This is a genomic window from Prevotella sp. C561 (assembly GCF_000224595.1).
GTDB lineage: Bacteria > Bacteroidota > Bacteroidia > Bacteroidales > Bacteroidaceae > Prevotella > Prevotella jejuni.
On the sequence record NZ_JH114145.1, the window covers coordinates 1 to 15,276 of the forward strand.

12 protein-coding genes and 1 pseudogene are annotated in these 15,276 nt (G+C 42.3%); 11 read left to right on the forward strand and 2 right to left on the reverse strand.

Features of this window, described 5'->3' with window-relative positions:
* From HMPREF0666_RS18660 to guaA, 5 genes and pseudogenes are all read left to right on the forward strand, one after another.
* Positions 1 to 372 (forward strand): annotated as a pseudogene (locus HMPREF0666_RS18660) (IS30 family transposase); the annotation flags it as partial.
* A 256-nt stretch (positions 373 to 628) separates the two neighbouring features.
* Positions 629 to 1,177 carry a glutathione peroxidase gene (locus HMPREF0666_RS07715; RefSeq protein ID WP_009011829.1) on the forward strand — a complete coding sequence of 183 codons (549 nt, stop codon included), beginning with the start codon at positions 629 to 631 and terminating at the stop codon, positions 1,175 to 1,177.
* Positions 1,178 to 1,363: 186 nt separating this feature from the next.
* Positions 1,364 to 1,675 carry an MGMT family protein gene (locus HMPREF0666_RS07720; RefSeq protein ID WP_009011830.1) on the forward strand — a complete coding sequence of 104 codons (312 nt, stop codon included), beginning with the start codon at positions 1,364 to 1,366 and terminating at the stop codon, positions 1,673 to 1,675.
* Between the two features lie 151 nt (positions 1,676 to 1,826).
* Positions 1,827 to 2,633 carry a sugar phosphate nucleotidyltransferase gene (locus HMPREF0666_RS07725; RefSeq protein ID WP_009011831.1) on the forward strand — a complete coding sequence of 269 codons (807 nt, stop codon included), beginning with the start codon at positions 1,827 to 1,829 and terminating at the stop codon, positions 2,631 to 2,633.
* Positions 2,634 to 2,657: 24 nt separating this feature from the next.
* Positions 2,658 to 4,202 (forward strand): glutamine-hydrolyzing GMP synthase, encoded by a 1,545-nt coding sequence (gene guaA / locus HMPREF0666_RS07730; protein WP_009011832.1) that lies wholly within the window; start codon positions 2,658 to 2,660, stop codon positions 4,200 to 4,202.
* A gap of 504 nt (positions 4,203 to 4,706) precedes the next feature.
* Here the strand turns inward: guaA and mscL are convergent.
* Entirely contained in the window at positions 4,707 to 5,132 is a 426-nt protein-coding gene (gene mscL / locus HMPREF0666_RS07735) for a large-conductance mechanosensitive channel protein MscL (RefSeq protein WP_009011833.1), read from the reverse strand.
* A 269-nt stretch (positions 5,133 to 5,401) separates the two neighbouring features.
* Here mscL and gap point away from each other — a divergent pair, with 269 nt between their 5' ends.
* From gap to HMPREF0666_RS07765, 6 genes are all read left to right on the forward strand, one after another.
* Entirely contained in the window at positions 5,402 to 6,430 is a 1,029-nt protein-coding gene (gene gap / locus HMPREF0666_RS07740) for a type I glyceraldehyde-3-phosphate dehydrogenase (RefSeq protein ID WP_009011834.1), read from the forward strand.
* A 110-nt stretch (positions 6,431 to 6,540) separates the two neighbouring features.
* Positions 6,541 to 7,509, forward strand: coding sequence for a tRNA (adenosine(37)-N6)-dimethylallyltransferase MiaA (gene miaA / locus HMPREF0666_RS07745; protein WP_009011835.1), 969 nt, complete (start codon positions 6,541 to 6,543; stop codon positions 7,507 to 7,509).
* Positions 7,503 to 8,441 carry a diacylglycerol kinase family protein gene (locus HMPREF0666_RS07750; protein ID WP_009011836.1) on the forward strand — a complete coding sequence of 313 codons (939 nt, stop codon included), beginning with the start codon at positions 7,503 to 7,505 and terminating at the stop codon, positions 8,439 to 8,441. Before miaA ends, HMPREF0666_RS07750 begins: the two co-directional genes overlap by 7 nt.
* 1,470 nt (positions 8,442 to 9,911) lie before the next feature.
* Positions 9,912 to 11,855 (forward strand): glycogen debranching enzyme N-terminal domain-containing protein, encoded by a 1,944-nt coding sequence (locus tag HMPREF0666_RS07755; protein WP_009011837.1) that lies wholly within the window; start codon positions 9,912 to 9,914, stop codon positions 11,853 to 11,855.
* 14 nt (positions 11,856 to 11,869) lie between these two features.
* A complete protein-coding gene (locus HMPREF0666_RS07760; RefSeq protein ID WP_009011838.1) occupies positions 11,870 to 13,138 on the forward strand; it encodes a glycosyltransferase family 4 protein in 1,269 nt (422 codons plus the stop codon).
* A gap of 47 nt (positions 13,139 to 13,185) precedes the next feature.
* Positions 13,186 to 14,631: a glycoside hydrolase family 57 protein gene (locus tag HMPREF0666_RS07765; RefSeq protein WP_009011839.1), complete on the forward strand. Its 1,446-nt coding sequence runs from the start codon at positions 13,186 to 13,188 to the stop codon at positions 14,629 to 14,631.
* Positions 14,632 to 15,028: 397 nt separating this feature from the next.
* Here HMPREF0666_RS07765 and HMPREF0666_RS18665 read toward each other — a convergent pair.
* The coding region (locus HMPREF0666_RS18665; protein WP_369750542.1) for a hypothetical protein at positions 15,029 to 15,276 on the reverse strand (248 nt) is incomplete at its 5' end.

Here is a 15,276-nt window from a genome sequence, read left to right on the forward strand (position 1 = left end):
TTGTTTATGAGAAAACTAAAGAAGGGGAAAAAATGCCAAAGAACTGGCACGAACTGTAATACACTTACTATCTCCTTTCAAAGACCATATCAAGTCTATTACAACTGACAATGGTACAGAATTCGCTTGTCATGAAATGATAGCCAAAAGCCTTGGTGTTACCATATATTTTGCTGACCCATACGCTTCATGGCAGAAAGGCGCTATAGAAAATGCTAACGGACTAATTAGGCAATACGTGCCAAAAAAGAAACCTTTGAGCATATCAGCCAGCAACAAATAACTAAGTATTCAAAGAAAATTAACATGAGGCCAAGAAAGAAATTAGATTTTAAAACACCACAGGACTGCTTTTACGAACTAATTAAGTAAATTTGCACTTGCTTGTTGAATTCACGGGGTTAGTAAGTGGGTAGAAGGTGCAAAATGATGTTAAAAATGATGTGCGGTCGCTTGCGATATAAGTTTCTTTTTATATCTTTGCAAATAAGAATAATGGTTTAGCAAGATTTAGATAAGAAAGATTGTAAAGACGATTAATCTGTAAAAGCATTGCAAGTGGATGTGATGCCGACAGTTTATACGGCATAAAAATATTATTGTAGAATTTAATAAAGAGTAAAGAATTATGGCAACAGTTTATGATTTTAATTTGAAGGACAAGAAGGGTAATGAGGTAAGTCTTGAGACATATAAGGGTAAGGTACTCCTTATTGTAAACACAGCAACGGGTTGTGGCTTCACTCCACAGTATGAGGAGTTGGAGGCAATGTACCGCAGTCTGAAAGAGAAGGGTCTTGAGATTCTCGATATTCCATGTGATCAGTTCGGTCATCAGGCTCCAGGTACAGACGAGGAGATTCACGAGTTCTGTACAGCAAAGTTTGGAGCTGATTTCCCACAGTTCAAGAAGAGTGATGTGAACGGTGCTAACGAGCTTCCTCTTTACACATGGTTGAAGAGCGAGAAGGGCTATGCTGGTGGCGCATACGAGGAGAAGTTGGCTGCTATAATGGAAGACCTTTATAACAAGGCAAACACAGAGCCTCGTAAGCAGAACGACATTCAGTGGAATTTCACCAAGTTCCTCATTAACCGCAATGGCGAGGTTGTTGCACGCTTCGAGCCTACAGTAGACCTCAAGGAGGTTCAGAAGGCTGTGGAGGCTGAGCTCTAATCAATAGCTGATAAGTAAGTTTTAATAGTTCCTTGTGGGACAATCTTTTAGGAGTTGAAGGTTTTAGTGGGGTTAAGCCATTACTGTTTCTTTTCGGAGGGCAGCAATGCAAGGATATGAATGGTATCGGCTTAACCCCTACTAATTCCTTTCGCTCCTTTTTCATTAGGACAATTTGGAGTGAGAATGGCTATAGATATAGAGGCATTTCGCAAAGAAGTCTATGAGGTTGTGGCGTCTATTCCGAGCGGTTGCGTATTGAGTTATGGGCAGGTAGCGTGGCTTGTTGGTTGTCCCCGACATGCTCGTTTAGTGGGGAGGATGCTTCATGGCGTATCTGAAACCGAACATTTGCCATGTCATCGAGTCGTAAATAGTAGTGGACGTACGGCTCCTTGCTGGGAAGAACAGCGTGGGCTTTTAGAGGCAGAAGGGATTACTTTCCGTCCAAACGGCTGTGTAGATATGAAGAAATGTCAATGGAAACTGGAAGAATAAGACTGTTGTGGTCTTTTTTCCATTTGTAGCATACAACCTTATATAAAGTGATAGTTATGAGCGTAAAGCTCTTTCTTTTTGATTTAAGTCCGTCATTCCTTTGTTAACTGAAATAAAAGCATTAATTTTGTAGGCATAAAAAGAAAAGCAAATGCAGGCAATGATTTTTGCAGCCGGACTCGGTACCCGTTTGAAACCGCTTACTGACACAATGCCAAAAGCGTTGGTAAGGGTGGGAGGTGCGCCACTGCTTGAGCATGTAATCAGGAGATTAATAGATGCTGGATGCAGTCGTATGGTTGTCAATGTACATCATTTTGCAAACCAGATAACAGACTATTTGGATGCACACCACTATGGTGTGGACATCTATGTGTCTGATGAAACAGAGCAGCTCCTTGATACCGGTGGTGGTATCAAGCGAGCTGCTTCGCTTTTTAATCGGCAACTACCAGTGTTGATACACAATGTTGATATATTAAGTAATGTGGATTTAGCTGCTTTCTATCGTCATGCTTTGGAGATAAAGGCCGATGCCTTACTACTGGTAAGCCGTCGTGTGACGCAACGTTACTTGATATTCGATAGCAATATGCGCTTAGTAGGATGGACGAATGTGGCTACAGGCGAGGTAAAATCACCTCATGACGAGATACGTCAGCTACATTTTGTATCACCGACAGATGCTGAAAGTTCTTATTTTCAGCATAGTTGCTACCTCTGTGCCTTCTCTGGTATTCACGTGTTAGCACCTTCTGCGGTACAAGCTGTTGAGGCTGTTGATGAGGATAAGTTCCCAATTATGGAGTTCTACCTTAACAACTGTGACAGACTGGATATCCGTGGAGAGTTGAAGACCGACCTCCATCTGCTTGATGTAGGCAAACTCAACAGTTTACAAGCTGCTGAAGACTTTATAGCAAATTCAGAGTATCGAAGCTCCAAGACGGAGAACTGATATTCTTTAAATATATTCATTTACATGCAACAGAAGATTATCATTTTGGATTTCGGCTCACAAACGACCCAGCTTATAGGCCGTCGTGTGCGTGAGTTGGATACCTTCTGCGAGATCCTTCCTTACAACAAGTTCCCGAAGGACGACCCCTCTGTGATTGGTGTTATCCTTTCTGGTTCACCTTACTCCGTACATGATCCAGAGGCGTTTAAGGTAGATCTCAGTCAATTTATCGGTAAGATACCTGTCCTTGGCATCTGTTATGGGGCACAGTACATCTCTCATTCAAATGGAGGTAAGGTTGAACAGACGGGTACACGTGAGTATGGTCGTGCCAACTTAGAGTATATCGACCTTAACAACCGCCTTTTTGCAGGCTTTGAGAAAGGCTCGCAAGTATGGATGAGTCACGGTGATACGATTACCGCAATCCCAGAGGATTACGACATTATAGCTTCTACAGGCGACGTTAAGTATGCTGCTTTTGCATCAAAGACACAGCCTGTATGGGCAGTGCAGTTCCACCCAGAGGTTTACCACTCATTGCAGGGTAAGCAGCTGTTGGAGAACTTTGTTGTGAATATCTGTGGTAGCAAGCAGGAGTGGAGTGCAGCTTCATTCGTAGAGAGTGCTGTTCAGGAGATTCGAGAGCAGGTGGGTAATGACCGTGTTATCCTTGGTCTTTCTGGTGGTGTTGACTCTTCTGTTTGTGCAGTATTGCTCAATAAGGCTATCGGTAAGAACCTTACTTGTATCTTCGTAGACCATGGTATGCTCCGTAAGAACGAATTTACAAAGGTGATGGAAGCTTATAAGGGACTTGGCTTGAACGTTATCGGCGTTGATGCATCAGAGCAGTTCTTTAAGGATTTAGCTGGTGTTACCGACCCAGAGCAGAAGCGTAAGATTATTGGTCGTGACTTTGTTGAGGTGTTTAATGCTGAGGCTAAGAAGATTACCGATGCTAAGTGGCTCGCACAGGGTACTATCTACCCAGACCGTATTGAGAGTCTTAGTATTACAGGTATGGTTATCAAGAGTCATCATAACGTAGGTGGACTTCCTGAGGAGATGCATCTTCAGCTTTGTGAGCCGCTCCGCTGGCTCTTTAAGGACGAGGTTCGCCGTGTAGGTTATGAGCTTGGAATGCCAGAGCGACTTATTAAGCGCCATCCATTCCCAGGTCCTGGTCTTGCCGTTCGTATCTTAGGTGACATCACACGGGATAAGGTGCGTATCCTTCAAGATGCTGATGACATCTATATTGAGAAGATGCATAACTACACAATGCCTGATGGTACAAGTCTTTACGACCATGTTTGGCAGGCTGGTACAGTGTTGCTTTCTACCATTCGTTCCGTGGGAGTGATGGGTGATGAGCGTACCTACGAGCATCCTGTTGCTCTTCGTGCCGTTACGTCAATGGACGCAATGACAGCAGACTGGGCCCACCTCCCTTATGATTTCATGGCAGATGTGTCTAACGAAATCATTCGCAAGGTGAAAGGAGTTAACCGTGTATGTTACGATATCTCCTCAAAACCACCTTCAACAATCGAGTGGGAGTAAGATAGAAAATAATCAAAATAAAAGGATAGGGGCGCAGTTGCGTCCCTATTTCTTTTTATACTACATTATATAAGGGTATGAACGACCAAAGAGAATGATGTTTAGAAAGGTTGATTTTATCGTTTATTACGTTGGTAATCAGTCTGTAAACTGATGTTGAGATTACTGGGGAAAGATATAGCATACCCTTGACAGCGAATTTCTTTTCATAAAGAAAAATATTTTCAGTCGTGAAGAAAAATAATGTTTGTCGTGAAAAGAAACATTTCTTATCATGAAAATAATTCGGAGAGAACGTTTGGTTAGTTGAATGGCGAGTGAAAGTTATACTCTTTTGCAAGCTGTTTAGGCTATTATAGAAGGCCAATATAAGGAAGAAAACGAGGTATGAATGAGGCCTTTCGATGATGTTAATGAGTAGAGATAAGCATTAGAGCCAATAAAAAAGTCCGAAGACTCATATTGAATCTTCGGACCGATTATGTCTGTTTATCAGATAGTTGCTTACTTGTTCTTCAGTAAGTCGCGAATCTCAGAGAGCAGTTTCTCCTCGTTAGTTGGCTCTGGATCAGGTGCTGGAGCAGCTGGTTCCTCTTCCTTCTTCTTAGAAAGCTTGTTGATAGCCTTAACCATTAAGAACACACAGAAAGCAATGATGAAGAAATTAAGTAATGTCTGTAAGAAGTTACCATAGTTGATGGTAGCTGGTGCAGGAGCAGTCACACCAGGAATCTCTACTGCAGGCAGCGTCCATTTCAAGTCTGAGAAATTAACACCACCGATAAGCCATCCGATAGGAGGCATGATGATGTCGTCTACAATAGATGAAACAATCTTGCCGAATGCACCACCGATAATTACACCGACAGCCATATCAACTGCGTTACCCTTTACTGCGAATTCCTTGAATTCTTGAATAAGTTTGCTCATAATAAATGTTGTTGTTAATTTAATTGTTCGTCTTGCGTGCTAATACTAATACCCTTTCTTTTGTTATATAGACTTTGCAATCTTGGTTTAATGTATTGCATAGAATTGCCTATGTGTGCGAAACGAGTTATTTTTTATAATATTTAATACGCTAAGCGACTGCAAAAATAAAAAAAATTGTATCTTTGCAATCGTAACAGATAAAATGTTTCAATCGAAAGGTAAAAGAATTTAGTTTTTATACACTTTTATAAATAAATTAAAGTAAAATGGTAAATGTAGCTATTAACGGCTTTGGCCGTATTGGTCGTCTCGCATTCCGTCAGATGTTCGAGGCTGAAGGTTATGAGGTTGTTGCAATTAACGACTTGACAAGTCCTAAGATGCTTGCTCATTTGTTGAAGTATGATACCGCTCAGGGTGGCTTCGCTGGTAAGTTCGGTGAGGGTAAGCACACTGTAGAGGCTACTGAGGATTCTATCATCGTAGATGGTAAAGAGATCAAGATCTCTGCTGAGAAGGACGCTGCTAACTGCCCATGGGCTGCTAACAACGTAGACGTAGTTCTCGAGTGTACAGGTTTCTATACATCTAAGGAGAAGGCTTCTGCTCACCTCCAGGCTGGTGCTAAGAAGGTAGTTATCTCTGCTCCTGCAGGTAACGACCTCCCAACAGTTGTTTTCAACACAAACCACAAGACTTTGAAGGCTGAGGATACAGTTATTTCTGCAGCTTCTTGTACAACAAACTGCTTGGCTCCTATGGCTGCTGCATTGAACGCATACGCTCCAATCCAGTCTGGTATCATGTCAACAATCCACGCTTACACTGGCGACCAGATGATTCTTGACGGTCCACAGCGCAAGGGTGACCTCCGTCGTTCACGTGCAGGTGCTTGCAACATCGTTCCTAACTCAACTGGTGCTGCTAAGGCTATCGGTCTTGTAATACCTGAGTTGAACGGTAAGTTGATTGGTTCTGCACAGCGCGTTCCAACTCCAACAGGTTCTACAACTATTCTCGTTGCTGTTGTTAAGGGCAAGGACGTAACTGTTGAGGGTATCAACGCTGCTATGAAGGCTGCTTCAAACGAGAGCTTTGGTTATACTGAGGATCAGATTGTTTCATCTGATATCGTAGGTATGCGTTTCGGTTCTTTGTTCGATGCAACTCAGACTATGGTAAGCAAGATCAGCGATGACTGCTATCAGGTTCAGGTTGTTTCTTGGTACGACAATGAGAACTCTTACACTTCTCAGATGGTTCGTACAATCAAGTACTTCGCTGAGTTGAAGTAATACCAACCGAAAGGTCATCTGCAATCCTCTCTTGCGTAGAGAGTGGTTGACGGATAAAATAATAGTCCCTGTCAGCTTGCTGGCAGGGATTTTTTTGTTATCTTTGTGACATGAAGAACGAGTTTACAGGTGAGAGTACTGTTGTTGGCACTGCTTCCGACAAGCGTATGATAACTATTCTTGGACCTACAGCATCGGGAAAGACCGACCTTGCTGCGCATTTAGCTGCTCGGCTCAATGCTGAAATTATCAGTGCTGACAGTCGTCAGGTCTATCGTGGCATGGATATCGGTACGGGCAAAGACTTGGCTGATTACACGGTTGCAGGACAGGCAATACCTTATCACCTTATAGATATATGTGAACCAGGAACGAAGTATAATCTCTTTCGCTATCAGCAGGATTTCCTTGATAGTTATGAGGATATACGGAGTAGGGGAGTGCTGCCCATTCTCTGTGGTGGTACTGGCCTTTATATTGAAGCAGTACTGAAGGGGTATAGTCTGTCACCAGTGCCGCAGAACCCTGAACTCCGTAAAGCGTTAGAAGACAAGACACTTGAGGAGCTGACCACGATGTTAGTTGAGTTGAAGGAAAAGAATCATTCTGTCATGCACAACAAGACGGACGTAGACTCTTGTCAGCGGGCTATTCGTGCGATTGAGATAGAGACCTATAATCTAACTAAGCCAACGGAGGAACGACAATGTCCGCCAATAGACTCATTAATAATAGGTGTAGACATCGACCGTGAGGCACGAAGAAAGAAGATAACCACCCGTCTGAAAACTCGTCTTAAAGAGGGAATGGTTGAAGAGATAGAAGGATTACTGAAGCAGGGCATACCTGCTGACGACCTTATCTATTATGGTTTGGAATATAAGTATGTGACAGAATATCTCATAGGGAGGCTGTCTTACGACGAAATGTTCCGACAGTTAGAGATAGCCATACATCAGTTTGCTAAACGACAGATGACGTGGTTTCGTGGTATGGAGCGTCGTGGATTTACAATCCATTGGGTCAATGCTGCGCAAAAGATGGAAGATAAAGTAGAAGAAATTATAAAGTTATGGTAGAGGAAGGAAGATGGGGGATTATTTATTGCCCTAAAAACGGATTGCTTAGTAGCCCAGAAAAACGCTGGGAACATACAGAACGCTGTCTACTATCGCATGGTATAGAGTTTGACATGGTGCAGAGTGAGAACCCACGAAGCGTAGATCGTTTGGTGCGTATGCTGGTTAGTAATGGCTACAAAACTATTATCATCTATGGTGGAGACTCAGCACTGAATGATGCGGTCAACTATCTCATGCTGTTAGAGCCAGAAGAGCGGGATAAGATAACATTGGGTGTTATCCCGAATGGTGTGTTGAACGACTTTGCTCACTTCTGGGGTTTTGACGAGTCACACGTGGAGCAGACGATTAAGTGGCTCAAGCAGAAGCGTGTAAGACGAGTGGATATTGGCTGTATTCGCTATGAGAATAAGAAGAATGAGCGTTGTCGTCGATATTTCCTCAACTGTGTGAACATAGGTATGGTGGCTAATATCATGAGTATGCGCCGTCGTATGCGCCATCTCTTTGTGTCGCGTACAATCTCCTTCATCCTTTCTTGCATCCTACTTCTCTTCCAACGGATTGATTATCTGATGTCGTTAAAGATTAATACGGATGCTATCAAGCAACGACTGATGACGGTCTGCATAGGAAATGCCCAAGGATATGGACAGACACCGAATGCTGTCCCTTATAATGGGTTGCTCGATGTCTCCATTGTATCGCAACCAAAGATGTGGCAAGCAATAGAGGGTATGTATCTCTTGTTGCGGGATAAGATACTAAATCATCGTAATGTCTTACCTTATCGTACGCAGGAGTTGAGCGTACAGTTATCGGAACACACACCAGTAAGTGTTGACGGACGACTCTTAAATGGTACTCCTGTCGGCACATTCACGATTGGCGTAGAAAAAGAAGTTATCAATTTCCTCATTCCAGATTAGTCTTTTGAGGGGCTACTGGATTGTTGAGGGCTTTCGTACTACAGATTGTTTCTCCCGTAGGGCGGCTCCGTCTGTGACGAATTACCTGCGATATTCCGTGAGAGATAATCGCTGAGAAGGCTCTATAAGAATACTGATAGAGGGAGAAAGAATACTAAGCATATTGGAAGAAATTGTAAGAATATTTCAGTAATTGTGCTCCTCTCTATTTGGAAAGGGGCCGAGTAAGAGAATAGAATATGCCCTTCTACGTTCAAGAATATGCCCTTCTTGCACGTAGAAGAGCCTTTTCTTGATGCAAGAAAGGCGTCTTCTTTATTGTAGCTTGTAATGTGCTGAATTATTGCAGGTTATAAACTTTGTTTTAAGAAATGTTCTGCTGCTTTGTAGAGGGAGTTTGGTTGATTGTGTTGTAAATATATTTCACTGTTCTAATGGCTCTTCTGATGTGTGGATTGGAATGTTTATTGTTCTGCTGAAATATGGAGTGATAAACTAAAACTCTTATATCATAAGGCACACAGAGTTACGGAGAGGACAGAGGTAAACGCAATAACACGGAGGTGCCGATGGCACAAAGAGCAACGGAGGTGTAGTGTATAGATTTCTGATAACTTTTGAAATAAATGCTCTGGGTATAGAATCTCTAAAAAAACAGGCAACCTATCTCCGTCGCTCCACGCACCGACGGTGCCTCCGTGACTACCGATGATGTGTTTTGATACCCCTCCGTATTCTCCATTTCTCTGTGTGACATTTTGTTAGAGACCTAAGTTTAGGCGAATCATTATCATTCCAAAAATCTGAAGAACCATGTTTATCACATCACTTGAAAAGAGGAATGAGTGAGTGGGAGGTTTCAGTACAACAGGTGTGGATGGTTTACATACATGACACAGGGGTGTGGCGTTGATGCAGTTAAGTAGTGATTATTCTACAATCTACTATTGTGACTCGTGCAGTCTTTTGTTATTTAAAATCTTATACAATACCCCAAGCGAATAAGGTTTACTTGTTGGAGCGTGATGGTATTTGTCAATGCGATAGGAGATGGTCTAATTAGTCTAAATCCATTCAAGCCCAGAAGAACTGGTTGATAGCAAAAATAATTTTGCTGTCATTCCTGTCATACTTAGTAAGAAGCTAACAGTTTAGTTGTCAATGAGTTTTATGTAAATGTTAAAATGACAGCAAAATGAAAATAAAAAAACTTGTTATTTGCGTAGTTTTATTCTTCAAATACCGTAAAGTTTAATCACTCCAAAACATAGGAAACAACTAATATTTCCTGAGACAATAATGGGCAGCAAACAAGAGGAAGATTTTATCGAACATTAATAATTGAAAATATTATCTTACTTTATGGTGTCATTATGAAAAATATTTGTATCTTTGGAGTGCCGAACGGCAAAGTCTGTAAAGACTTCTACCAAAGGACAATTAAAAACCAAACAATAAACCTTAAAAGACATGAGCTACTTAAAATTTGAAAAAGCTCTGATGACCAATCTTCAAGATTCGCTTCCCAGAGAGTTATTGCGAACAAATCGCTCTGGTGCCTACTCTTGTTCGACGATTGTTGATTGTAACACACGCAAGTACCATGGCCTGCTTGTAGTACCAGTTCCTGAATTGGACGATGAAAACCATGTACTTCTAAGTTCTCTCGACCCTACCGTCATTCAGCATGGTGCCGCTTTCAATTTGGGTTTGCATAAGTATCAGGGCAATAACTTTAGTCCGCAAGGGCATAAGTATATCCGTGAGTTCGACTGTGATACTGTGCCTACTACGCTTTATAGAGTAGGTGGTGTCTTATTAAAGAAAGAGGTGGTCTTTCAGCACTATGAAGACCGTATCTTAATTCGTTACACCTTATTAGAGGCACATTCAAAGACAACCTTGCAGTTCCGTCCATTCCTTGCGTTCCGCAGTGTGCGCCAGTTTACCCATGAGAATGGTGCTGCCAACCGCTCGTATGAGGTTGTCGATAATGGAATCAGCACTTGTATGTATGCTGGTTATCCATCGCTTTATATGCAGTTCTCTAAGAAGAATGAGTTTCACTTTGAACCTTACTGGTATCGTGGATTGGAATATCCGAAGGAGCAGGAGCGTGGTTACGCTTCTAACGAGGACCTTTATGTCCCTGGCTACTTTGAGATGAATATCAGTAAAGGCGAGAGTATTGTCTTTGCAGCATCTACAGCAGCGTGTCGCCCATCAACTCTGAAGAGTCTGTTTGATAAGGAGGTGGAGTCTCGTAGTCCACGTGATAATTTCTTCCATTGCCTTGTCAATGCTGCTCATCAGTTCCATAACCGTTCGAAGAAAGATGAACGTTATATCCTTGCTGGCTATCCATGGTTTAAGTGTCGTGCCCGCGACCAGTTCATTGCTTTGCCAGGACTGACCTTGAGTATCGAAGAACAAGATTACTTCGAACTCGTGATGCAGACGGCAGCAAAGGGCTTACGTGAGTTTATGGAGGATAAACCAGTCAGCGTGGAGATATACGAGATGGATAAACCTGATGTTCCGCTCTGGTGTGTATGGGCAATACAACAGTATGCAAAGGAAGCTGGCAAGGGACGTTGTAGAGAACTCTACATGGATTTGATACGTGATATTGTTGATTATCTTCTTGCAAGTAAGCATCCTAACCTCACTTTAGACGAGAATGGATTGCTTTATGCAGATGCGAAAGGAGAAGCAATAACATGGATGAACTCCATGAACAATGGTCAGCCGGTTGTTCCTCGCTCTGGATATATCGTTGAGTTTAATGCTCTTTGGTATAACACGCTGCGCTTTACGGCCTCTATGGAGAGGGAATGTGGCAATGAAGAGCGTGCAATAGAGTTAGAGGCACTTGCTGAGAAATGTAAGGCTTCATTCGTTGAGACATTCCTCAATGAATATGGCTATCTTTATGATTATGTTGATGGTAAGATGTTAGACTGGAGTGTACGCCCTAATATGGTGTTCGCTGTGGCACTTGACTATTCTCCACTTGACCAGAAGCAGAAGAGGGGAGTGTTAGATGTATGTACACGAGAGCTGCTTACGCCAAAGGGATTGCGTTCGCTTTCTCCAAAGAGTGGTGGATACAATCCGATGTACACGGGTCCACAGAGTCAGCGTGACCTTGCTTATCATCAAGGGACAGCTTGGCCGTGGTTGGGTGGTTTCTATCTTGAGGCCTGCTTGAAGCTTTACAAGCAGACACGTCTGAGCTTTGTAGAACGCCAGTTGGTAGGTTATGAAGACGAGATGATTAACCATTGTCTCAGTACGCTACCTGAGCTCTTCGATGGCAATCCACCATTTAATGGGCGTGGAGCAATCTCCTTTGCCATGAACGTAGCCGAAGTGCTTCGTACGTTAGAATTACTTGAGAAGTTTAAGTTTTAAGAGGAGGGACTAATATGAAAGTTTTAATGTTTGGATGGGAGTATCCTCCTCATGTATATGGCGGTTTAGCAACAGCTAATTTTGGTATTTCAGAAGGTCTGCATGCGCAGGGCGATGTTGAGACTATCCTCTGCTTGCCACATCCTTTTGGTGATGAAGACCATACATACGCTGAGATTGTGGCAATGAATCATGTGCCAATCGCTTATCGTGAACTTGGCTATGATTATGTGAAGGAACGTCTTGGTAATATTATGTCGCCAGAACTTTACTTCAAGTTGCGTGAGCACATCTATGCCGATTTCAATTATATGAACGTCAACGACCTTGGTGCAATGGATTTTGCGGGAGGTTATCCTGCTAATCTACATGAAGAGATTAATAATTATTCGATTATTGCAGGTGTTGTTGCACGTACATACGATTTTGATATTATCCATGCACACGACTGGTTGACATATCCTGCTGGTATTCATGCTAAGCGTGTGTCTGGTAAACCTTTGTGTATTCATGTGCATGCAACCGATTTCGACCGCTCACGTGGTAAGGTTAATCCTACTGTTTATGGTATCGAGAAGGATGGTATGGACAATGCTGATTGCATCATGTGTGTGTCTGAACTTACACGGCAGACCGTTATCAATCAGTACTATCAGGACCCACGCAAAGTGTTTACAGTTCATAATGCCGTTTACCCTTTGCCACAGGAGATAGTAGACATTCCACGTCCTGACCATAAGGGAAAGGAGAAGATTGTTACTTTCCTTGGTCGTCTGACAATGCAGAAAGGTCCAGAATACTTTGTTGAGGCTGCCAATATGGTACTTCATCGTACACGTAACGTTCGTTTCTGTATGGCTGGTTCAGGCGATATGATGGACCAGATGATTTATCTTGCTGCCGAAAGAGGTATTGCCGACCGCTTCCATTTCCCTGGTTTTATGCGTGGAAAGGAGGTTTACGAGTGTCTTAAAGCATCTGATGTCTATGTTATGCCGTCAGTCAGTGAGCCTTTCGGTATCTCTCCTTTGGAGGCCATGCAATGTGGTACACCAAGTATTATCTCTAAGCAGAGTGGCTGTGCAGAAATACTTAGCAACTGTATTAAGGTTGACTATTGGGATATTCATGCGCTCGCTGATGCTATCTACTCCATTTGTCATAATGAGAGTCTCTTCGATTACCTTGCTGAAGAGGGTAAGAAAGAGGTTGACCAGATAACATGGGAGAAGGTTGGTGCATGGATTCGTGAACTTTATCTTCGCACTTTGGGCTGGCAATAGCGGGCATGAGAGAACTAATAACCTTTTAAAACTAAAACAAAAAGATAATGAAAACAATCTGTTTATATTTCGAGATACACCAGGTAATTCACCTGAAACGCTACCGCTTCTTCGATATTGGTACCGACCATTATTATTATGACGATTTCGAGAACGAACGCTCAGTATCGGAAATCGCTGAGAGAAGCTATATGCCTGCATTGGACACGCTGCTGCAGATGATTAATGACAATGGGAAAGCATTTAAAGTGGCCTTCTCTCTGTCGGGTGTGGGTATTGAACAACTCGAGGTGCATGCTCCACAAGTGCTTGAGAAATTGCAGGAACTGAACAATACGGGCTGTGTGGAATTTCTTGCTGAGCCTTATTCTCATGGTTTGGCATCATTGGCTAACGAGGAGAGCTTTAAGTCTGAAGTGAAACGGCAGGCCCAGAAGATTAAAGAATACTTTGGTCAGACTCCAAAGGTGTTGCGTAACTCTTCACTCATTTATAGTGACGACATTGGTTTGATAGCTTCCCAGATGGGTTTCAAGGGAATGTTGACAGAGGGCGCAAAGCATGTCTTAGGTTGGAAGAGTCCACATTATGTATATAACTGTGCTCTCGCCCCTAACCTAAAACTTCTGTTGCGTGATGTGAGATTGAGTGATGATATATCATTGCGCTTTAATAATTCAGACTGGGAGGGGTATCCTTTGTTTGCTGATACGTATATGGCAGAGATTGCCGCACTTCCAAATGAAGAGCAAGTGATTGGTATCTTCATGAACCTTTCAGCCCTCGGTATCGAACAGCCTTTGTCAAGTAATATCCTTGAGTTCTTTAAGGCGTTACCTGCTTGTGCTAAGCAACAGGGTATTACCTTCTCTACTCCAACAGAGATTTGCATGAAGTTGAAGAGTGTTGACAGCCTTTATGTGCCTGACACATTGAGTTGGATGGATGAAGAACGTGATGTCAGCACATGGTTGGGTAACCCAATGCAGCGTGAAGCGTTCAACAAGTTGTATAGTATTGCTGATCGTGTACGTATTGCTAACGACCCACGTATCAATCAGGATTGGGACTATCTGCAGGCAAGTGACAACTTCCGCTTTATGTCGACCAAGCCTTCACGTGTTGGAATGGACCGTGGTATCTATGACAGTCCATTTGATGCTTTCACTAACTATATGAATATTCTCGGTGATTTCCTAAACCGTGTCAATACGCTTTATCCTGCTGAGATAGACAATGAGGAGTTGAATGGATTGCTAACTACTATTCGCAATCAGGGTGATGAGATTGAAATGAGAACGAATGATATTAGTAATCTTCAAGCAAAGGTTGAGAAGTTGGAGGAAGAAGGTGACAAACTTCGTGCGCAGTTAGAGAAGAAATCGCCTGCCAAGAAGGCTGCTACATCTAAAGCTACAGCTAAGAAGTCTGCCAAGAAAGCTCCTGCTAAGAAGGCCGCTTCGCCTGTTAAGGAAGAAGTTAAGGCTAAGTAAGACTTTTATATAACATACATAAAACGCTCATATAGCATGCGGTCTCATTTTATCCGCTATGTTATATGAGCGTTTCTTTTATACCCTTTAAGGCTATGTCTACATTTCATGATAAAATAAAATGCTGCTAAAATCGGACTTATATGACAAAAAGAGTCCTACAATCTCTTTTCCTCTATGCCTTCTATTTGGCTTTGTGCCTTTATGTCTATATACGTTCTTGCTACTAAATAATGCCTGTTTATTCTCCTGTCAATTTAATAATTTTAGTTTATTCTATAATTTTTCTGTAGTTTTCTTTGCTGTTTTAATATCTTTTATTACTTTTGCAGTCGAAACAGAGAATAACGACAATGATTCAGACAATAAATATTAAAACCACAACGAACAGCGCCTTTTATGATAAAGGTGTTGTTGCTGTCGTACCTGTAGCTGAATCATTAAGTACTGAGAGTAAAAAAGATGAAAGAAATATTGCAAAATATTTGGTAGTTCCAAATATTTGTATACTCTCTCTCTCTCTCTCTCTCATATAGGCCAGGCCTAACCTCCCTACTTTTTTCTTCACGCATACGCGCGCGAGGCGTGCCGTGCAACCCCTGTAAACAAAGGACTTTTCGGAGTTTCCTTTGTTCGCTTTTTTGT

Coding starts and splice junctions, on each gene's coding strand:
- gap (WP_009011834.1), top strand. CDS start 5,402: ATGGTAAATGTAGCTATTAACGGCTTTGGCCGTATTGGTCGTCTCGCA.
- guaA (WP_009011832.1), top strand. CDS start 2,658: ATGCAACAGAAGATTATCATTTTGGATTTCGGCTCACAAACGACCCAG.
- mscL (WP_009011833.1), bottom strand. CDS start 5,132: ATGAGCAAACTTATTCAAGAATTCAAGGAATTCGCAGTAAAGGGTAAC.
- HMPREF0666_RS07755 (WP_009011837.1), top strand. CDS start 9,912: ATGAGCTACTTAAAATTTGAAAAAGCTCTGATGACCAATCTTCAAGAT.
- HMPREF0666_RS07720 (WP_009011830.1), top strand. CDS start 1,364: ATGGCTATAGATATAGAGGCATTTCGCAAAGAAGTCTATGAGGTTGTG.
- miaA (WP_009011835.1), top strand. CDS start 6,541: ATGAAGAACGAGTTTACAGGTGAGAGTACTGTTGTTGGCACTGCTTCC.
- HMPREF0666_RS07760 (WP_009011838.1), top strand. CDS start 11,870: ATGAAAGTTTTAATGTTTGGATGGGAGTATCCTCCTCATGTATATGGC.
- HMPREF0666_RS07765 (WP_009011839.1), top strand. CDS start 13,186: ATGAAAACAATCTGTTTATATTTCGAGATACACCAGGTAATTCACCTG.
- HMPREF0666_RS07715 (WP_009011829.1), top strand. CDS start 629: ATGGCAACAGTTTATGATTTTAATTTGAAGGACAAGAAGGGTAATGAG.
- HMPREF0666_RS07750 (WP_009011836.1), top strand. CDS start 7,503: ATGGTAGAGGAAGGAAGATGGGGGATTATTTATTGCCCTAAAAACGGA.
- HMPREF0666_RS07725 (WP_009011831.1), top strand. CDS start 1,827: ATGCAGGCAATGATTTTTGCAGCCGGACTCGGTACCCGTTTGAAACCG.